The 19734-nt window shown below is 40.3% G+C and carries 17 protein-coding genes and 1 CRISPR repeat array; of the genes, 15 read left to right on the plus strand and 2 right to left on the minus strand.

What is annotated here, in order from left to right; genetic code table 11:
* Positions 1 to 89: 89 nt before the first annotated feature.
* From FE813_RS04575 to cas2, 10 genes are all read left to right on the plus strand, one after another.
* On the plus strand, positions 90 to 1097 hold the full coding sequence (locus tag FE813_RS04575; RefSeq protein ID WP_139989610.1) for a nucleoid-associated protein: 1008 nt from the start codon (positions 90 to 92) through the stop codon (positions 1095 to 1097).
* A gap of 1 nt (position 1098) precedes the next feature.
* Positions 1099 to 2037, plus strand: coding sequence for a GapS4a family protein (gene gapS4a, locus FE813_RS04580; RefSeq protein ID WP_139989611.1), 939 nt, complete (start codon positions 1099 to 1101; stop codon positions 2035 to 2037).
* Positions 2038 to 2040: 3 nt separating this feature from the next.
* A complete protein-coding gene (gene gapS4b, locus FE813_RS04585; protein WP_139989612.1) occupies positions 2041 to 3174 on the plus strand; it encodes a GapS4b family protein in 1134 nt (377 codons plus the stop codon).
* Between the two features lie 161 nt (positions 3175 to 3335).
* Positions 3336 to 4013, plus strand: coding sequence for a type I-C CRISPR-associated protein Cas5c (gene cas5c / locus FE813_RS04590; protein WP_139989613.1), 678 nt, complete (start codon positions 3336 to 3338; stop codon positions 4011 to 4013).
* The gene (cas8c, locus tag FE813_RS04595; protein ID WP_139989614.1) at positions 4010 to 5791 is read left to right on the plus strand and encodes a type I-C CRISPR-associated protein Cas8c/Csd1; all 1782 of its coding nucleotides are present in this window, start codon (positions 4010 to 4012) and stop codon (positions 5789 to 5791) included. Before cas5c ends, cas8c begins: the two co-directional genes overlap by 4 nt.
* A gap of 11 nt (positions 5792 to 5802) precedes the next feature.
* Positions 5803 to 6669, plus strand: a complete 867-nt coding sequence (cas7c, locus tag FE813_RS04600; RefSeq protein WP_139989615.1) for a type I-C CRISPR-associated protein Cas7/Csd2 — start codon at positions 5803 to 5805, stop codon at positions 6667 to 6669.
* A gap of 14 nt (positions 6670 to 6683) precedes the next feature.
* Positions 6684 to 7343: a CRISPR-associated protein Cas4 gene (cas4, locus tag FE813_RS04605; protein ID WP_139989616.1), complete on the plus strand. Its 660-nt coding sequence runs from the start codon at positions 6684 to 6686 to the stop codon at positions 7341 to 7343.
* Positions 7344 to 7375: 32 nt separating this feature from the next.
* Positions 7376 to 9073 (plus strand): DUF262 domain-containing protein, encoded by a 1698-nt coding sequence (locus FE813_RS04610; protein ID WP_139989617.1) that lies wholly within the window; start codon positions 7376 to 7378, stop codon positions 9071 to 9073.
* 106 nt (positions 9074 to 9179) lie between these two features.
* Entirely contained in the window at positions 9180 to 10193 is a 1014-nt protein-coding gene (gene cas1c, locus FE813_RS04615; RefSeq protein ID WP_139989618.1) for a type I-C CRISPR-associated endonuclease Cas1c, read from the plus strand.
* A gap of 3 nt (positions 10194 to 10196) precedes the next feature.
* Entirely contained in the window at positions 10197 to 10490 is a 294-nt protein-coding gene (gene cas2 / locus FE813_RS04620; protein ID WP_139989619.1) for a CRISPR-associated endonuclease Cas2, read from the plus strand.
* A gap of 191 nt (positions 10491 to 10681) precedes the next feature.
* Positions 10682 to 11972: direct repeats of the CRISPR family, unit length 32 nt; unit sequence GCAGCCGCCTCCGCGCGGCTGTGTGTTGAAAC.
* Between the two features lie 188 nt (positions 11973 to 12160).
* Here the strand turns inward: cas2 and ligA are convergent.
* Together ligA and zipA are read right to left on the minus strand one after the other, a co-directional pair.
* A complete protein-coding gene (ligA, locus tag FE813_RS04625) occupies positions 12161 to 14179 on the minus strand; it encodes an NAD-dependent DNA ligase LigA (RefSeq protein ID WP_139989621.1) in 2019 nt (672 codons plus the stop codon).
* A 110-nt stretch (positions 14180 to 14289) separates the two neighbouring features.
* The gene (gene zipA, locus FE813_RS04630; protein ID WP_139989622.1) at positions 14290 to 15273 is read right to left on the minus strand and encodes a cell division protein ZipA; all 984 of its coding nucleotides are present in this window, start codon (positions 15271 to 15273) and stop codon (positions 14290 to 14292) included.
* Positions 15274 to 15425: 152 nt separating this feature from the next.
* On the opposite strand from zipA, the gene cysZ reads away from it, so the two are divergent.
* The 5 genes from cysZ to FE813_RS04655 all read left to right on the plus strand — a co-directional run bounded on the left by cysZ (position 15426) and on the right by FE813_RS04655 (position 19699).
* A complete protein-coding gene (gene cysZ / locus FE813_RS04635) occupies positions 15426 to 16244 on the plus strand; it encodes a sulfate transporter CysZ (protein WP_139989624.1) in 819 nt (272 codons plus the stop codon).
* Between the two features lie 99 nt (positions 16245 to 16343).
* Positions 16344 to 17294 (plus strand): cysteine synthase A, encoded by a 951-nt coding sequence (cysK, locus tag FE813_RS04640; RefSeq protein WP_139989626.1) that lies wholly within the window; start codon positions 16344 to 16346, stop codon positions 17292 to 17294.
* Between the two features lie 154 nt (positions 17295 to 17448).
* Positions 17449 to 18222: an amino acid ABC transporter substrate-binding protein gene (locus FE813_RS04645; protein WP_139989627.1), complete on the plus strand. Its 774-nt coding sequence runs from the start codon at positions 17449 to 17451 to the stop codon at positions 18220 to 18222.
* A complete protein-coding gene (locus FE813_RS04650; protein ID WP_005633396.1) occupies positions 18206 to 18922 on the plus strand; it encodes an amino acid ABC transporter permease in 717 nt (238 codons plus the stop codon). The genes FE813_RS04645 and FE813_RS04650 overlap by 17 nt, the downstream gene beginning before the upstream one ends.
* Before the next feature lie 9 nt (positions 18923 to 18931).
* Positions 18932 to 19699: an amino acid ABC transporter ATP-binding protein gene (locus tag FE813_RS04655; RefSeq protein WP_139989629.1), complete on the plus strand. Its 768-nt coding sequence runs from the start codon at positions 18932 to 18934 to the stop codon at positions 19697 to 19699.
* The last annotated feature ends 35 nt before the right edge of the window (positions 19700 to 19734 follow it).

The raw sequence follows: 19734 nt of genomic DNA on the forward strand, positions 1-19734 counted from the left end.
ACCTTTAGAAAAAAATATTGCATTCTCCTAAAAGTAGGGAGATAATTGACTCGTAATGAAAATTACGAGTGATTGGTGGAGATAAGATAATGACTGAGAAATTTGATTTAAGTGAAGCAAAAGTTGAAAAAGTAATTGTTCATAAAATAGGGAATCAGTTCAGAGATGAAGGTATGCAGTTATCAGATGCTGAACTAGAAAGCCACTCAGCGTTAGATGAACTTTTATTAAAACATTTTCTTCTTCCTGTTTTAAAGAGTGAAAATGAATATACTCTAACTCATGAATCTAATATCAATCTTAATTTAGTTAAGCATTATACATCACTGATATTTGAAGATAATGAAAATTTCTTTAATGCTTCTTTAGCTATAGCAAAACATTTATATATTTGCTCATCTCATCCAAATATTGGCGGAGGAGAATTTATTGAAATATTATTTACTGGAATAAAATATGCTGAACAATATATTCAGGCTATTGGCTTATTTAGAATTGAGACCAAAAACAGTTATTTAGATGTTGAAAATCACAATGGAATCATTGAGATTATTAAACGAGATGGTATTGCTATCGATTCTATTCAAAAAGGCGCTGTAATTTTATCTATTGAAGATATTACTTTTATTATTGATAGCTTAGGAAAAAAAACCAAATATTGGTTAGAGTCATTTATAAAAGCAACTCCTAAAAACACCCCTAAGAAATATACACAAATAATCGGTGGCATTAGTGCTGCAATTTCTAAGAAAATTACGAATCCAGAAAATATTTTGAAATTTTCAGAATTTTTAGCAAATGAAGATTCATTCTCAATTAATCAGTTAAAAAAAATATCTAGTAATTTTCTTCATGAAGAAGATATTAATTCTATTGTAGATGGATTTGGTATTAAACATGGGGCTGATTTAGATGTCGATTTTTCAGTTGATAAATCAAGACTATCAAAATATATCAAAGTAATATCAAAGAAAATTCCGTTATTAGATGGCATAGAAATTGTGATTTCAAATCCTAATACAAAAATTATGTCATTTGAAGTTCAAAAGACTGATTTTGGCTATAAAGCAATCGTTGATATTAAAGAAGGAAAATAATATGGCAGGTGAAATTTCAAAAAAATCTGGTGATATTGGTGAGAAGATTGCTAAAAAATTGTTAGAGAAAATAGGGTGGAAAGAACAAATTCATAATATTTCGATTGCATGCTCTGATGATAATCATGTAAATAGTTCAGGAAATCAAAAGAAAAGTCATGGAGAGGATATAATATATTTATATGATACTCCATTTCATGATGATACAACGGTTATAGCTCATATTTCTGTTAAACATAAAATGGAAGGATATGGAACTAGTGAGTTTGCTGTTACTAGCGAATTCAGAAGTCATATTAAAGGGCTTGAGGAAATTATTGCATGTGCAAAGTATGATGAAGAATTCAATTCATTGATTGGACTGACTACCATCAAAAAGAATCGAAAAGATATTGGGATACTGATTTGGTTACATAGTAATAAAAATGAAATTGATCGAAGCATTTTGCCTATTATTGCAAAGTCTAGACCAGATTTAAAGGGCGATACCCCCTATTATGTTATAGATAGTGCTAGAGCAAGCTTTCTTTTAAAAGTAATAAATGATCTAGAAAAACGATCTTGTAATGGAGAATATCAATTTTATTATCCTAAGATCGGAACTTCTATTTCAGTTGAATTAGATAGGAAAGGTCATTTTTTACCTATAGAGTTAATTGTTTCAGATATTATACCAGCTATTGTTTCAGTAGATAGTCAAAATCAATTTTACTTATATAGTAGAGAAATTTTTAGCGATATAGCATATAAAAACCTTATAGCCTATGCTTTAAATTTTTCTGCTGGCTTAGTTTCAAAAATTTATATTGGATTTCCTGATTACAATTCGGTCATTAATGAAGATATGGCTAAAATGATTCGTTCTTCATTTAAAGATAGAAGAGAAGAGATCATTCCTTTTTCTTACAATAGTTCAATTTTAGATTTGCTTCAGGAGTAAACAATGGAAAATAAATTAGATCTAAAAGGTTTGATTCCATCTGGAAATGAATTACGAGTTCTTCTCAATAGCAAGCATATTTCTGAAGGTGAAATAAATAATACCTTAAAAAATAAAGGTGTATTTTGTGGGGATGGCGATAAAACTTTTTCTGTTCCCCTTCTTGTCGCTACACTGTTAACACCAAATGAATACTCTAATATTATTGATAAATCCATTGCAAGAAATTTAAAGCCTAAAAGTAAAATTTCAAAATTAGAGTTGTCTAATGAAGGTATAAATTGGAAGGAACCTTTAAAAAACTTATTCTCTTCTGATTTTGATATTTTTCGAGATATCCCTAATATTGAAATAAATACTAAACCCAAACTTACATTTATTGGAAATAATAAAGCTAAAATTCAATACGAGATAAAGAGAAAAGATTTTAGTAAAGATTTTTTGAATAGGGAGCTTGATTTTTATGGAGAAATTATTATTGAAAAGCAAAATGATGGAATTAGCTTAGAATCTATTTATACTCATACATCTGGTGAGACCGAACTTATAAACCGTAGGCTTGGTGTTGCGATTGCGAAAGAACTAAAACAATCAGGTGTTACTAAGAGTGATGTAGAAGAGAGGATTACTTTTGCTAGTTTTAAAGATATAGAGAGAGTTAGGTTTTTCAAAAGATTAACAGGTGGACTAGGTGAATATTTAAAATTAGATAATGTGAATGAGATAGTTATTAGCAGGGAAGGTTCGAAAAATCCATTACCTAATGATCCTAAAGTCTCTTGGATGAATAATACGGTTACGTCAATGAAAATTGATGGAAATCGGTTGCATGATATTTTTTTAATGTCAGATGAAATATATTATGAGTATTACTATATTCATAATATGCTTGTAACTTATAAATACTCAGAGGGGGTAAAATCAGGAACTTTAAAGATTTGTTTTTTCTTTAGTTCTTCGTCAAGAAAAAGATCATCATTTGATAAAGATGCTGAGCTTACTTTTGTGATAACAGGATCTAACTATGACAATCAGCCAACTGCTTCGATCAGAAAGAATATTGAAAATGATATATCAGAGAAAATTAGAACAATGATTAAAACTGAATATCAGAAGATATTAAGTGAAAGATCGTAACTAAATTATAATCTTCTATTTTTTAGCATTTAAGAATGGTTTATCGAAAATAATTTATAGTATCGTATTCTTAAAATACGTGTATTGAAACTAAAGCTGATAGGTTATCAGTATTAAAAAAAATCAGCCGCCTTCGGGCGGCTGTGTGTTAAGGAGTTTGTATGGCAAACCAAATCCGCCTACACGTTTGGGGCGATTATGCCTGTTTTACCCGTCCGGAGATGAAGGTGGAGCGGGTGTCTTATGATGTCATCACGCCGTCGGCGGCGCGCGGGATTTTGGCGGCGGTGCATTGGAAGCCGGCGATTCGGTGGGTGATTGACCGGATTTATGTGTTGAAACCGATTCGGTTTGAGTCGGTGCGGCGCAATGAGTTGGGCGGCAAGATTTCGGCGGGTAAGGTTAGCGGTGCGATGAAGCGTAAAAGCGTTGCCGATTTATATACGCTGATTGAAGACGACCGCCAGCAGCGCGCGGCGACGGTGCTTAAAGACGTGGCTTATGTGATTGAAGCCCATGCGGTGCTGACGGCAAAAGCGGGCGTGGATGAGACCGTTACCAAGCATATCGAGATGTTCAAACGCCGTGCGAAAAAGGGGCAATGTTTTCAGCAGCCTTGTTTGGGCGTGCGTGAATTTTCTGCCGATTTTGCCTTAATTGACGAAGGCGAGCCGCTGCCGCTGTCGGCGTTATCAGAAAACGATGCAAACCGTGATTTGGGCTGGATGCTGCACGATATTGATTTTGACCACGGCAACACGCCGCATTTTTTCCGTGCACAAATGAAAGAAGGCGTAATTGATGTGCCGCCGTTTTACGCCGAGGAGGTGAAAGCATGATTCTTGCCTCCCTTGCCCGCTATTACCGCCGTTTGGCAGCGGAAAACGATGAAATGGGCAACCCGAAAGTGCCGCCTTATGGCTTTAGCGAGGAAAAAATCGGCTTGATTTTGGTGTTGGACAAAGAAGGTCGTCTGAAAACCGTTGTGCCGAATCTGACCGCCGATAAAAAGCCGCAGCCGAAGCTGATGAGCGTGCCGCGCCCTGAAAAACGCACGTCGGGCATCAAACCGAATTTTTTGTGGGACAAAACCGCCTACGCGCTTGGCGTGGAAGCCAATAAAAACAAAGCCGAGGCGAAAGAAAAACCGTTTACGCCGTCTGAAAAAACTTTTGATGCCTTCAAGCAATACCATCTCGATTTACTGCAAAACAGCGACGATGAAGGCCTGCAAGCCTTGTGCCGTTTTCTGCAAAACTGGCAGCCTGCACATTTCGCCGCCGAAAATCTGCCTGCCGAAATGCTCGATGCCAACATCGCATTTTCTCTTGAAAAACCGACCGCACTTATCCATAAACGCGAAGCCGCGCAGAGCTTGTGGGCAGGCTGCCTGAAAAGCGACGAAGCGCTCGAGGGCTTGTGCCTGATTAGCGGCGATAACGCCCCGATTGCACGGCTGCATCCGGCGATTAAAGGCGTGTTTGGCGGGCAAAGCTCCGGCGGTTCGATTATTTCGTTCAACAAAGAAGCCTTTGCCTCGTTTGGCAAGGAGCAAGGCGCAAATGCCCCTGTTTCCGAACAATCCGCATTTGCCTACACCACTGCGCTGAACTATCTGTTACGCCGCGAAAATAATCATTGTTTGACCATCGGCGACGCCAGCACGGTCTTTTGGGCGGAAGCGGACGATAACGCGACGGAGCAGGCTGCCGAAGGTTTCTTCGCGCACGTATTTACGCCTCCGGATGACGAACAAGAAAGTGCCAAAGTTTTCAACGTATTGAAACAAATAAGTAACAAAGGTCGCCCGCTGCAAGAAATTGCACCCGAACTCTCTCCCAATACCCGTTTTTATATCTTAGGGCTTGCCCCCAATGCCGCGCGGATTTCTGTTCGGTTTTGGCTGGATACCACCTTTGGGCAGTTGGCGGAAAATTTGGCGCAGCATTGGCAAGATTTAGCTATTGAACCTTGCGCATGGAAAACGCCGCCGTCTATTTGGCGACTCTTATTGCAAACTGCCGTATTGGGCAAAAGCGAAAATATCTCGCCCGTGTTGGCAGGCGAAATGACCCGCGCCGTGATTTGCGGCACGCCGTACCCCTTAAGTTTGCTGTCGCAACTGATTACCCGAATCCGCGCCGACGGCGACGTGAACGGTCTGCGCGTGGCAATGATGAAAGCCGTATTAGAGCGGCGTTTTAGAAAAGGTTTTATCGAAGAAGGAGTTCCTATGAGTTTGAACAATGAAAGCCCGAATCGCGCCTATCTTTTAGGGCGGCTGTTTGCCGTGTTGGAGCGCATCCAATATCAGGCGCTGGGCGAATTAAACGCAGGCATTGCCGACCGCTATTACGGTTCTGCATCCGCCGTGCCGTTTTCCGTTTTTCCGCGCCTTTTGTCGGGCGCAAAACACCATTTATCGCGCCTGCGTAAAGACAAAGCCGGCATGGCGGTGAATTTGGATAAAGATTTGGGCGAAATCATTGCCAAACTGCCCGAAACCTTTCCGCGCCATTTGAGCATTGATGAGCAAGGCCGCTTCGCCATCGGCTATTACCATCAAAAACAAAGTTATTTTTCTAAAAAAGAAACCGCTGAAACCATTGAAAACTAAGGAGCCAGAAAATGTCTGCTATTCAAAACCGCTATGAATTTGTTTACTTTTTTGACGTAACCAACGGCAACCCCAACGGCGATCCCGATGCGGGCAATATGCCACGCCTTGACCCCGAATCCAGCAAAGGCTTGGTAACCGATGTCTGCCTGAAACGCAAAATCCGTAATTTTGTAGAAATCAGCAGCGAAAACAAAGCCGGTTATGAAATCTACGTCAAAGAAAAAAGCGTGTTAAACCTGCAAAACAAACGCGCCTATGAAGCGCTCGGTATAGAATTTGAAGCCAAAAAACTGCCTAAAGACGAAGCCAAAGCCCGCGACATTACCGCTTGGATGTGTAAAAACTTCTTTGATATCCGCACCTTCGGCGCCGTGATGACCACCGAAGTCAACAGCGGACAAGTGCGCGGCCCGGTGCAGCTGGCGTTTGCCCAATCCATCGACCCGATTGTGCCACTGGAAGTTTCTATCACCCGCATGGCGGTCACCAACGAAAAAGACTTGGAAAAAGAACGCACTATGGGGCGCAAATACATTGTCCCTTACGCGCTCTACCGCGTGCACGGCTTTATCTCCGCCAACCTTGCCGCCAAAACCGGTTTTTCAGACGACGACTTAGCCAAACTCTGGCAAGCCCTGACGCTGATGTTTGAGCATGACCGCTCCGCCGCCCGTGGCGAAATGGCGGCACGCAAACTGATTGTTTTCAAACACGATAGCGCACTCGGCAGCCAGCCTGCACATAAACTGTTTGACGCCGTAAAAGTCGAACGCGTAAACGGCGAATCAGGTACGCCCGCAAGCGGTTTTGGTGATTACAACATCAGCGTAGTTTCAGATGGCTTAAATGGCGTGAGTGTGGAAGAACTGCTTTAAAAACACTTAAAAAGATGACCGCACTTTCAGCCAAAGCCAAAGGGGAAACTCAGGACACGCGCCTGATTCCCCTTTCCGCCCTGCAACACTACGCCTTCTGCTCGCGCCAATGCGCCCTGATTCACAACGAGAAGGCGTGGGCGGAGAACTATTTGACTGCGCAGGGCAAGGCGCTGCATGAGCGGGTAGATTCGGGCGAGCTGGAAACGCGCAAGGGCGTGCGCTTTGAGCGGGCAGTGCATGTGTCGGCGGAAAAACTGGGCATCAGCGGCGTGCTGGATTTGGTGGAGGTGGAAACGAAAACAGGCCGTCTGAAACCCGTGGAATACAAACGCGGCAAGCCCAAACCCGACCCGATGGATGAAATTCAGCTTTGCGCCCAAGGCTTGTGCTTGGAAGAAATGACGGGGCAAACCGTCTCTGAGGGCGCGCTGTGGTATATGCAAACCCGCCACCGCGTTCCCGTCGTATTTTCAGACGACCTGCGCGCCCAAACACTCGTCACCATCGCTGCCGTGCGCGAACTTCTAAACAGCGGCAAAACACCGCCACCCGACTACGGCAAACGCTGCAAAGCCTGCTCTCTGGTGGAGATTTGTCAGCCTGAGTTGCTGGGGAAACGGGATAGAAGTGTGGGGTATGTAGAGGAGTTGTTTGAGTTAGAGAATAACTGAATTTATTTTATTTTATTTTTGAGGTAATTAATATGGCAAATTGGAAAACATACCGTATTTCTGATGTGATTAATGAAATTGATGAAGGTAAATATGTTTTACCTGTGATTCAAAGGTCTTTGGTGTGGACAGAAGAAAAAATGGAATTATTATTTGACACCTTATTAAAAGGAGATAGTTTCAGTGGTGTGATAGCCATAAAAGAAGAAAAAGGTAAGATGCCTTTATTCAATTATCGTCGATTCAGCAAAACTGGCGAACTGGTTAATAGTAAAGAAATTGATAAATTAGAACAAACTCAATTTTTTATCATTGATGGACAACAGCGGTTACAAACTTTTTATATGGGATTAATGGGCAGTTTAAATGGAAAATATTTATATTTTGATTTATATAGTAACTATTTATCTCAATACGAGTTCAAATTTGAAAAAGACAAAAGTTCATTACCGTCATCATCTAAAGATGATGGCAGGAGCCTATCAAGACACTTATGGTATGAGGCTGGTACATTATTAAACAAATTAAAAGATACCAATGATGAAGAACAAGTTGCAGATGAATTAATTGATGATTTTGATATTAAAGATGAATTAGAAAGAGATCATATCAAAAAGAATATTAAAGCGTTTTATAAAAATATTATTTCATCGGATAGCCTTGGTGTTTCTATTGTAAATATCAATAAAACCAGACCGGATCTTGAAAACAGACAGCGTATTGTGGAATTGTTTAGAAGACTGAATGATGGTGGTACAAAATTATCTTCATTTGATTTGGTTGCCTCTATTTTAAAAGGGTTTGATTGGAGGATGGAGGGCTTTCTAAGAGAGATTTTATCTCAATATGATGATATTGGTCTTACACAAGATAATTTAATTAAACTTATATTTATTCTGCAGGATAATCATAATAAAGAAATGGCTAATATAGAAGATAGTGATGCCAATTTTGCAATTCTTAATAAAGAAAAAATTGAATCTTCTTTATATGCAACAAAACAATTTTTAAAACATTCAAAATTGTATGATTATTATAAAGATGGCAGTCGTTCGTTTATACCGCTATTTTTTATTGCATATCATTTATTTCATAAAAAATTAGAGTTAGATGAAATAAAATCATATTTCAATAATTTTGAAACTGGTAATTTTGATTATATCCCAATGAAAAGCTGGTTATATCATTCTTTATTAAATGGTGTGTTTCGTAGCCGAGGAGCTGGCTGGGTATCTTATAAAACAGGGATTAGGAAATTACTCAGCGTGATTAAAGATTTTAAAAATGAGGAATTTCCAGTAAAAGATTTATTCGATGTTTATATTCAACATCCCTTAAACTTTGATCTAAATTACTCTAAAGAATCTTTAAATAACTTAGATTCTTCTTTTGTTTATTATTTAATGTATGATCGTAAAGAGAGCTTGAGAGTTAATGATGTTGATCACATCATGCCAAAATTTATTTTGCAAAGTTATAACTATTCTTGGGATAAGATTAATAGTATTTCAAATTATCAACTATTAGATTATTCAACAAATAGAGGTAATAAAAATTCAAGTTCATTTAATGATTGGATTAATAATAAAGATAATGTTAAAGATAAAAAGCAGTATGTGAAAATTCATCTTATACCAGATGACGAAAGCTTATGGTTAGAGAAAGAGTTTGAGAAATTTATTGATAAGAGGGCAGAGTTAATCATTGAAAAAATATCGTCTTATTTGTAGGGATTCTATGCTGAGTTATCGTGTTCACCCTAATCCAATCTGCCAATAATTTTCAGGTGACCCAACCAGCACCCCAAAAGTGCGGTCAAAATCCAAGGAGTTCCCCATGCGTAAACTACAAAACACGCTCTATATCACCACCCAAGGCAGCTATCTGCATAAGGAGAGGGAAACGCTGGTTGTGGAGCAGGAGCGTAAGAAGGTAGCACAGTTGCCGGTACATTCCATCGGGCATATTTTCTGTTTTGGGAATGTGCTGGTGTCGCCGTTTTTGCTGGGGTTTTGCGGTGAAAATAATGTGAATTTGGCGTTTTTTACCGAAAACGGTCATTTCTTGGGACGGCTTCAGGGGCGGCAGAGCGGCAATGTGCTGTTGCGTCGGGCGCAGTATCGGGTGTCGGAGCAAAATCCTGTGCCGATTGCGCGTAGTATCATCGCTGCGAAGATTCAGGCGAGTAAGCGGGGGCTTCAGCGGCAGATTCGCAATTACGGCGAGAATTCGGCGATTCAAAGTGCGGTCGATTCTTTGAACATTTCGCTGCGGCAGTTGAAGAGCGCAGCGGAGCTGGACATGGTGCGCGGGATTGAGGGCGATGCGGCGGCGAGTTATTTCGGCGTGTTCGGGCAGCTTTTGAGCGAAAAAAGCGGCTTTTCTTTTGATGGGCGCAACCGCCGTCCGCCCAGAGACGGGGTGAATGCGCTGTTGTCGTTTGTGTACAGTTTGTTGGGCAAGGACATCAGCGGCGCGCTGCAAGGCGTGGGGCTGGATCCGCAGGTAGGCTTTCTGCATGCCGACCGGTCGGGGCGCGACAGTTTGGCGCAGGATATTTTGGAAGAATTCCGCGCGTGGTGGGCAGACAGGTTGGTGCTGTCGCTGATTAACCGCGGGCAAATCAAACCGCAGGATTTTGTTACCGAAGCAAGCGGCGCGGTAAGTTTGAAAGCCGATGCGCGTAAGCTGTTGTTCCAAGCTTTGCAGGCGAAAAAGCAGGAGAAAATCGTTCATCCGTTTTTGGGCGAAGAAGTAGAAATCGGGCTGCTGCCGTATATTCAGGCGATGCTTTTGGCGCGTCATCTGCGCGGGGATTTGGCGGAATACCCGCCGTTTTTGATGAGATAAACTATGTTAATGCTGATTACTTACGACATTTCTTTTGATGATCCAAATGGGCAAGCGCGATTGCGCCGCATTGCAAAACATTGCTTAGATTACGGCGTGCGGGCGCAATATTCGGTATTTGAATGTGATGTCACGCCTGACCAGTGGGTCATATTGAAAAACAAACTGTTGGAAACCTACGACCCTACATGTGACAGTCTGCGTTTTTATCATTTAGGCAGTAAGTGGCGTAATAAAGTGGAACATCATGGGGCAAAACCAGCAATAGATGTATTTAAAGACGTGCTTGTCATTTAGTTCGCTAACCTGTTGTTCTCATTAAAACCCTGATGGGATAGCGATCCTTATTTTCTTTAACAATTTGAATAAGTTAATCTATTTGTATAACGGCGGTATGACCGTTATACTTATTAAACTCCTTATCATAAAATCAGTTAGCGAAATACAGTGTTTAATACGCTGATTTTTCTTGCTTTTTTATGTAGAGAGCAGCCGCCTCCGCGCGGCTGTGTGTTGAAACAACTATGATCGTCATGATCATAGTAGCCGAAGAGCAGCCGCCTCCGCGCGGCTGTGTGTTGAAACTAGCTTATGAAGGCATAAAACAACAATTAATAGAGGCAGCCGCCTCCGCGCGGCTGTGTGTTGAAACTTGGTAACAATGGCCTCAGAGTAAGGATTATCGCAGCAGCCGCCTCCGCGCGGCTGTGTGTTGAAACCGTAAGTGATGGTTGAGCAAAGCGTAAGAAAAAGCAGCCGCCTCCGCGCGGCTGTGTGTTGAAACACTACCCTGCTCAAGGTGTAAAAGATATAAATTGCAGCCGCCTCCGCGCGGCTGTGTGTTGAAACAGGGTCCGCAAAAGTTGCTGAAACCAAATCACTGAGCAGCCGCCTCCGCGCGGCTGTGTGTTGAAACTCTACCTCGATTTTCTTGACTGGCGATATTCAAACGCAGCCGCCTCCGCGCGGCTGTGTGTTGAAACAAAGATATGTTAGTTTTGGAAGCCAATTACCCAAGCAGCCGCCTCCGCGCGGCTGTGTGTTGAAACAGTACGGTTTAATTTATCCTTTAGCTCAAAATCAAGCAGCCGCCTCCGCGCGGCTGTGTGTTGAAACAATCTTTCAAAAATATTGATTTTATGGAAAACAGGCAGCCGCCTCCGCGCGGCTGTGTGTTGAAACTCTTAATTCCTCATTTTCAGTTTTTAACATAGCTGCAGCCGCCTCCGCGCGGCTGTGTGTTGAAACCTTTTATTTATATCTTGTTTTATTTATTTAGGGGGCAGCCGCCTCCGCGCGGCTGTGTGTTGAAACTATTTTAACTTTCATCAAACCCGTTTAGGGCGTAAGCAGCCGCCTCCGCGCGGCTGTGTGTTGAAACCATTTAATGAATACGATATTTACGGCTTCGACGGGCAGCCGCCTCCGCGCGGCTGTGTGTTGAAACAAGTAGCACATACGAAGGGTCAAAAATTATTTGGGCAGCCGCCTCCGCGCGGCTGTGTGTTGAAACCCCCATTCAAACCCATAAAACCTAAAATCAACATTAAGCAGCCGCCTCCGCGCGGCTGTGTGTTGAAACCCGCCAGTAACTCATTTAGCATTTGTTGATAGCGGCAGCCGCCTCCGCGCGGCTGTGTGTTGAAACCACTCAACGATGTCACTGAGGAGCAAATTAAAGCGCAGCCGCCTCCGCGCGGCTGTGTGTTGAAACTCGCAGTAGGTACTCAAAATTTGCTTTCCAGTGGCAGCCGCCTCCGCGCGGCTGCGTGTTGAAACATTCAGCAAGGATTGTTTACCGTACGAGTAGGGCGAGGTAGCCGCCTCCGTGCAACTGTGTATTTAAGTGAGGATGAAAGAAGATAAATGACTATGTCAGTAAATAGATAAATTAATATTTAAATACAAAAGAGCGGTCAAAAATATGATAATTTTTGGCCGCTTTTGTTTATACGATTTTAATTTAACTAATTTAAAATATTAACCTGCTCTAAAAATTCTTCTTCTGTTAATACTGCAATATTTAGTTCCTGCGCTTTGGCTAGTTTAGAGCCAGCAGCGTCGCCTGCGATGACAAAGTCCGTTTTACTGGAAACAGAACCACTTACTTTTGCGCCTAGCTGCTGTAGTAATACTTTTGCTTCGTTGCGACCCATTTGAGTGAGGGTGCCAGTGAGGACGACGGTTTTATCTTTGAATAAGTTTTCACTGGCTTCTTTTACTTCCACTGTTTCCCAATGTACACCTTGTGCGATTAAATCATCAACAACGGCAACATTATGTGCTTCACGCCAGAATACAAAAATTCTGTTTGCTACAACTTCACCCACATCAGGCACTTGTTGAAGCTGCTCAAGATCAGCGGCTTTAAGCGCATCTAAGGTTTTGAAGTGATTCGCAAGATTTAATGCAGTGGCTTCGCCTACTTCACGTATGCCTAAAGCAAAAATAAAGCGAGCAAGGGTCGTGCTTTTGGCTTTTTCAAGACTATTGAGAGCGTTTTCTGCAGATTTTGCGCCCATTCTTTCTAAGCGTGTGAGCGTAGTTAAATCAAGTTTAAATAAGTCCGCTGGTGTATGAACCAGTTCGCGATCGACTAATTGCTCTATTAATTTTCCACCCACACCATCAATATCCATTGCTTTACGAGAGACGAAATGTTTTAACGCTTCTTTGCGTTGTGCAGCACAGAATAATCCTCCCGTACAGCGAGCCACCGCTTCGCCTTCAATACGAATAATTTGAGAGTCGCACACAGGGCAATTTATTGGGAAAATAATTGGTTTAGCATTATCAGGGCGACGTTCATGTAATACTCCGATAATTTGTGGAATCACATCCCCCGCTCGACGAATGACAACAGTATCGCCAATAGCAATGTTTAAGCGTTCAATTTCATCACCATTGTGTAAGGTGGCATTGCTTACTGTGACACCTGCAACAAATACTGGTTCTAATTTAGCGACTGGTGTGATTGCACCCGTTCGGCCAACTTGGAATTCAACATCATTCAGCACCGTTAATTCTTCTTGGGCTGGGAACTTATAAGCAATCGCCCAACGAGGTGCTTTGGAAATAAATCCTAGTTCATTTTGTAAGGCTATATCATTGATTTTTAATACAGTTCCGTCAATGTCATAACCTAGTGAGCTTCGTTTATTTTGAATATCCCGGTAAAAATCTAAAACTTCATTTGTGCCATTACATAAACGAATTTCTGGATTCACTGGAATACCGATAGATTTTAGCCATTGCAAACGAGCATAATGAGTGTTTGGTAGTTCAACGCCTTCAGCAATCCCAATGCCATAAGCATTTAATACCAATGGGCGTTTACTTGTAATATTAGGATCAAGTTGACGCAAAGAGCCTGCTGCCGCATTACGAGGGTTAGCAAAGGTCTTTTCACCATGTTCTAGTGCATATTCATTTAAACGCTCAAATCCTGCGTGTGGCATAAAAACTTCGCCTCGCACTTCTAAGCGTGTGGGAGGATTGTCCGTTAGAAGTTGTAATGGGATATTACGAATAGTGCGGATATTGGCTGTAATATCTTCGCCTGTGGTGCCATCACCACGAGTGGCTGCTTGGGTGAGCACGCCATTTACATACAAAATACTCACTGCTAAACCATCAAGTTTAGGTTCGCAACAGAAGGTAAGCGGTTTAGGTAATATGATTAAACGATCTTCAATGCGTTTTACAAAGGCATTGAATTCTTCATCGGAAAAAGCATTATCTAAAGAGAGCATGGGAATTTCATGACGAATTTGGCTAAACCCAGAAAGTGGTTTTGCACCAACACGTTGAGTTGGGGAGTCTGAAGTAAGAAATTCTGGATGTTCTAGTTCTAACGCTTTTAGCTGATGAAATAGACGATCATATTCGCTATCAGGCACGGTTGGATTATCTAGAACGTGATATTCATATTCATATTGGCGCAAGGTTTTGCGTAGATTGTCTATTTGAGTTTGAATATTTGTCATAAAATTCTCGAGGAAAAATGACCGCACTTTTTGTTTGTTTATAGTGAAAATAGACAGGCATAAAGCCTGTCTCAATAAAGATAAAAGTGCGGTAAATTTAAGGTATGAATTTACACGCGAGCAAGATATGTTTGCTCTGCATTTTCATCAAAGATTTCTTGTTCTTCAGTAAGCACTATGCCTTGTAAATCTTCGGCTAATGTATGAGCAGCGCGGATCATCATTCGTAAATTAGCGAGATTATTACCTGGTGATGGTAGTTGCATAAAGAATACAATTCCCATTGTGCTGAAATCTACTAAGTTGTAAGAATCAAATGTTCCAGGCTGTTCTAAATTTGCCACGCTAAAGAGAACTGGACTTGCCACACTTAAATCTAAGTGGCGGTGATACATTTCATCCTCACCCAAGATAAACCCTAAGTTTTCAAGTGCTTGTACTAATTTCGCACCGTTAAATTGGTCGCTAGATTTTGGAATAAGATAAAGTTGAATATATCCAGTTGTTTGTTTCGGTTTAGCTGTTGTTTCTTTTGGTTCATTAAAAGATACGTTGTAGTCCACTTGACGTTCTTCGTGAGCTAATTCTGCAAGTTGCGCTCTTAATTCTGGTGATGATGAATTAATTCCATCGAAACTAGTATTTTTGCTTTGTTCTTCAATTTGTTCCAATGTCATATTCGCAACGCTATTTGATGTTGGCATATCATATTGTGGTTGAGTCGGCTTTAACGGCTCAGAACGATGATTTCCCATATCATAAACAGGTTGAACATTTGGAATTGAAATCTTAATGTCATCGACACTTTTTTCACTTTGTCTATAATCAACAGGTTCTTGATTTACTGCTGCATTAGGCATTACTTGATGACGAATTGGTGCATTTGCTTGCGCTGTAGTGACGTGAGACAAATTAGCATTTGTTGGTTGCGTTTCTTCTTGCGTATGGGATCTTTGCACATGAGAAGTGCGGTCAAATTTATTAGCTTTATCAAAATATTTTGATTTCTCACGACGATTTGACCATAATCCGTGCACGATTAAGGCAACAAGTGCCAAAATGCCCACAATAATCAAAATTGTATTTAAATCCATCTTTATTCCTTACGCGTGCTAGTCCTGCGAGAATGCTATTAATGGCGCTAATCCTACCATATTTCAGTAGGTGAAAAAATACTTCAATGCGTGGAATTTTAAGGGAAAAGAGCGGTCTGTTTTAGGCGTATTTTTATTGAAAGGAAAGAAAAATGTTGAATCCTAATGAATTAAAATCTGGTTTCCATTATTTTGTAATGGGGTGGCATTACATTACACAAAAAGGTTTGCGTCGGTTTGTTATTATTCCAATTTTGCTCAATACCGTTTTGCTTTGTGGTTTATTTTGGCTTTTTATTAGCCAAATCACGAGTGCGATTGATTGGGTGATGAATTTTATTCCAGACTGGCTTAGTTTTCTCAGTGTAATTTTGTTAACCCTGTCCATTTTAACAATTTTATTGCTCTTTTATTTTACTTTCACCACACTTTCTGGCTTTATCGCCGCACCTTTTAATGGCTTGTTAGCGGAAAAAGTAGAAAAAATGCTGACAGGTGAAAATATTAATGATGATAGTCTTGTGGATGTAATGAGAGATGTGCCTCGTATGCTTGCTCGAGAGTGGCAAAAATTACGTTATAGTCTACCCAAAATTATCGCCTTGTTTTTACTGAGTTTTATTCCTTTGGTTGGGCAAACCATCGTGCCTGTACTTACTTTCTTGTTCACTTGTTGGATGATGGCAATTCAATATTGTGATTATCCTTTTGATAATCACAAAGTCTCTTTTGATATCATGAAAAATGTGCTTGGCTATCAACGAACTCAAAGTTTAACTTTTGGTGGATTGGTAACTTGTTGTACATTTGTGCCTGTGATTAATTTATTAATTATGCCCGTTGCAGTATGTGGTGCGACCGTAATGTGGGTGGAAAATTATCGTAATGACTTACGTTTTAATATGAATAGTGATTCTTCATCTCAAGCGGGGCTTGAGGTTCGTTCAGAAAATACAGGGATTGTTAAATAGCTTACGGTTATAAAATAGATCAAATAACTATTTTTTTAATCAAAAGTGCGGTGTTATAAATAAACCAACATTAACAAAGCCTAACGAAAGGGAAATATTATGACAATTTATGCAGACAATTCTTATTCTATCGGAAATACGCCACTTGTGCGTTTAAAACACTTTGGTCACAATGGCAATGTGGTGGTGAAAATTGAGGGGCGTAATCCAAGCTACAGCGTAAAATGCCGTATTGGGGCGAATATGGTGTGGCAAGCTGAAAAAGATGGTACGCTCACGAAAGGAAAAGAAATTGTAGATGCAACGAGCGGTAATACTGGTATCGCTTTGGCTTATGTTGCAGCTGCTAGAGGTTATAAAATCACGCTCACTATGCCAGAAACTATGAGTCTTGAAAGAAAACGCTTATTGCGCGGATTGGGTGTGAATTTAGTGCTTACCGAAGGCGCAAAAGGAATGAAAGGCGCGATTGCGAAAGCAGAAGAAATTGTTGCTTCGGATCCAAACCGCTATGTCATGCTTAAACAATTTGAGAATCCAGCCAACCCACAAATTCATCAAGAAACAACAGGCCCTGAAATTTGGAAAGATACGGATGGTAAAGTCGATGTTGTTGTTGCTGGCGTAGGGACAGGTGGTACGATTACGGGGATTTCTCGCGCGATTAAATTAGATTTTGGTAAACAAATCACTTCTGTTGCGGTTGAGCCAGTGGAATCTCCCGTCATTACTCAAACTTTAGCGGGTGAAGAAGCAAAACCAGGCCCACACAAAATTCAAGGCATCGGAGCAGGTTTTATTCCTAAAAATTTAGATTTATCTATTATTGATCGCGTAGAAACTGTTGATAGCGATACCGCACTTGCCACAGCTCGTCGCTTAATGGCGGAAGAAGGCATTCTTGCAGGGATTTCATCTGGTGCAGCTGTCGCAGCTGCAGATCGTTTAGCTAAATTGCCAGAATTTAAAGATAAATTAGTTGTGGCTATTTTACCTTCGGCATCAGAACGTTATTTAAGTACCGCATTATTTGAGGGCATTGAGGGATAGGTTATATTACGGGTAACGTGCGGTAAAATTTTGCTGCACTTTTAATGTTCTTCTTATAACTAAAAAATCTAACTCATTACATAATCGTCTTGTTTTTCTATTAATTAGACTTTTATAATCAAGCTAATTCAAACACTATATAAGGAATACAATTATGAAAAAACTATTTTTTGCAACCGCACTTTTGGCTGCGGGTTTAACATTTTCCACACTTTCAAACGCAGGTGAAATTTCAGAACGCGTTGAGAAAACAAAGACATTGCTCGTAGGGACAGAAGGGACTTATGCGCCATTTACTTTCCATGATAAAAGTGGAAAATTAACAGGCTTTGATGTAGAGGTTATTCGTAAAGTGGCTGAAAAGCTCGGTTTGAAAGTAGAATTTAAAGAAACGCAATGGGATGCAATGTATGCGGGGTTAAATGCAAAACGTTTTGATGTGATTGCAAACCAAACTAACCCAAGCCCAGAGCGTTTAAAAAAATACAGTTTCACAACGCCTTATAATTATTCTGGTGGGGTGATTGTAACAAAATCATCGGATAACAGTATTAAATCATTTGAAGATTTGAAAGGGCGTAAATCTGCGCAATCCGCAACAAGTAACTGGGGGAAAGATGCAAAAGCTGCAGGCGCACAGATTCTTGTAGTAGATGGTTTAGCACAGAGCTTAGAGCTTATTAAACAGGGCCGTGCAGAAGCAACAATTAATGATAAATTGGCGGTATTAGATTATTTTAAACAACACCCAAATGCCGGTTTAAAAATTGCTTATGATCGTGGGGATAAAATTCCAACAGCCTTTGCTTTTTTACAAGGTGAAGATGCATTGATTACAAAATTTAATCAAGCACTTGAAGCACTTCGCCAAGATGGTACATTAAAACAGATTTCAATTGAATGGTTTGGTGATGATATTACTCAATAATTGGTTGGCGAGTCTTCCATTTATGAGTGCAGAACGAGCTGATTATGTAATCAGCTCGTTTTGGCCTATGTTGGAAGCAGCAATTTTATACACATTGCCATTGGCAGTCATTTCCTTCTTCTGTGGTTTGCTTATTGCAGTGATTGTTGCAGTTATTCGTACTTTACCTAGCCCTAATTTACCCTTAAAATTGTTACAGGCTTTATGTCGAGTGTATATCTCTATAATTCGAGGTACACCGATGTTAGTACAAATTTTTATTATTTTTTATGGATTACCTGAAGTTGGTATTACTTTAGAGCCCTTCCCAACAGCGATTATTGCATTTTCTATTAATATTGGTGCTTATGCAGCAGAGACAGTTCGAGCTTCAATTATTGCTATACCTAAAGGGCAGTGGGAAGCCTCTTATGCGATAGGTATGAATTATCGACAAGCATTTATTCGTACAATTATGCCACAGGCTTTACGTATTTCAGTACCATCGCTTTCTAATACTTTTATTAGTACAGTGAAAGATACTTCATTAGCTTCTCTTGTTTTAGTGACAGAATTATTCCGTGTCGCACAGAATATTACGGCAGCAAACTATGAATTTATTTTAATTTATAGTGAGGCTGCTTTGATTTATTGGATTTTCTGTTTTGTTTTATCTTTCTTACAAGATCGTCTTGAAATTCGCTTATCTCGCCATTTATAAGGAATGTTTATGTTAAAAGTAACCAATATTCAAAAAAACTTTAATGGCAATCATGTATTAAAAGGCATTGATTTTGAGATAAATAAAGGTGAAGTTGTCGCTATTTTAGGTCCCTCAGGCTCAGGAAAAACGACATTTTTGCGTTGCCTAAATTTGTTAGAGCGCCCAGAGCAAGGTAAGTTAGTTTTTACGGATGGTGATTTGAAAATTGATTTTAGTCGAAAAATTACGAAATCGGATGAATTAAGTTTACGCCGTCGTTCATCAATGGTATTTCAACAATATAATTTATTTCCTCATCGTACAGCACTTGAGAATGTAATGGAAGGGATGCTGGTGGTTCAAAAACAACCGAAAGAGCAGGCTCGAAAAAAAGCATTAATGTTGTTAGAGAAGGTTGGGTTAAGAGCTAAAGCAGATTTATTTCCATCACAACTTTCTGGTGGGCAGCAACAACGAGTTGGTATTGCTCGTGCCTTGGCGGTACAACCAGATTTAATTTTATTAGATGAACCTACATCTGCGTTGGATCCTGAATTAGTAGGCGAGGTATTGCAAACCCTTAAAATGCTTGCACAGGAAGGATGGACTATGATTATTGTTACTCATGAAATGCAGTTTGCGAAAGATGTTGCAGATCGTGTGATTTTGATGGAGGATGGGCATATTGTAGAACAAAATACAGCAGATAAATTCTTTGCTTGTCCAAAACAAGAACGCACTCGACAATTCTTAATGCAAGCTAAAATGCCTTTAGACTTAGATTACTGTATTTAACTTTCTTATTACTTTGAAAAGAGAGTGACTACTCG

Origin of the sequence: Haemophilus seminalis, assembly GCF_006384255.1 — a bacterium.
Classification (GTDB): Bacteria; Pseudomonadota; Gammaproteobacteria; order Enterobacterales; family Pasteurellaceae; genus Haemophilus; species Haemophilus seminalis.

Bases quoted from the DNA above. Each gene is read 5' to 3' on its own strand.
- FE813_RS04575 (WP_139989610.1), top strand. From the start codon at position 90: ATGACTGAGAAATTTGATTTAAGTGAAGCAAAAGTTGAAAAAGTAATT.
- gapS4a (WP_139989611.1), top strand. From the start codon at position 1,099: ATGGCAGGTGAAATTTCAAAAAAATCTGGTGATATTGGTGAGAAGATT.
- gapS4b (WP_139989612.1), top strand. From the start codon at position 2,041: ATGGAAAATAAATTAGATCTAAAAGGTTTGATTCCATCTGGAAATGAA.
- cas5c (WP_139989613.1), top strand. From the start codon at position 3,336: ATGGCAAACCAAATCCGCCTACACGTTTGGGGCGATTATGCCTGTTTT.
- cas8c (WP_139989614.1), top strand. From the start codon at position 4,010: ATGATTCTTGCCTCCCTTGCCCGCTATTACCGCCGTTTGGCAGCGGAA.
- cas7c (WP_139989615.1), top strand. From the start codon at position 5,803: ATGTCTGCTATTCAAAACCGCTATGAATTTGTTTACTTTTTTGACGTA.
- cas4 (WP_139989616.1), top strand. From the start codon at position 6,684: ATGACCGCACTTTCAGCCAAAGCCAAAGGGGAAACTCAGGACACGCGC.
- FE813_RS04610 (WP_139989617.1), top strand. From the start codon at position 7,376: ATGGCAAATTGGAAAACATACCGTATTTCTGATGTGATTAATGAAATT.
- cas1c (WP_139989618.1), top strand. From the start codon at position 9,180: ATGCGTAAACTACAAAACACGCTCTATATCACCACCCAAGGCAGCTAT.
- cas2 (WP_139989619.1), top strand. From the start codon at position 10,197: ATGTTAATGCTGATTACTTACGACATTTCTTTTGATGATCCAAATGGG.
- ligA (WP_139989621.1), bottom strand. From the start codon at position 14,179: ATGACAAATATTCAAACTCAAATAGACAATCTACGCAAAACCTTGCGC.
- zipA (WP_139989622.1), bottom strand. From the start codon at position 15,273: ATGGATTTAAATACAATTTTGATTATTGTGGGCATTTTGGCACTTGTT.
- cysZ (WP_139989624.1), top strand. From the start codon at position 15,426: ATGTTGAATCCTAATGAATTAAAATCTGGTTTCCATTATTTTGTAATG.
- cysK (WP_139989626.1), top strand. From the start codon at position 16,344: ATGACAATTTATGCAGACAATTCTTATTCTATCGGAAATACGCCACTT.
- FE813_RS04645 (WP_139989627.1), top strand. From the start codon at position 17,449: ATGAAAAAACTATTTTTTGCAACCGCACTTTTGGCTGCGGGTTTAACA.
- FE813_RS04650 (WP_005633396.1), top strand. From the start codon at position 18,206: ATGATATTACTCAATAATTGGTTGGCGAGTCTTCCATTTATGAGTGCA.
- FE813_RS04655 (WP_139989629.1), top strand. From the start codon at position 18,932: ATGTTAAAAGTAACCAATATTCAAAAAAACTTTAATGGCAATCATGTA.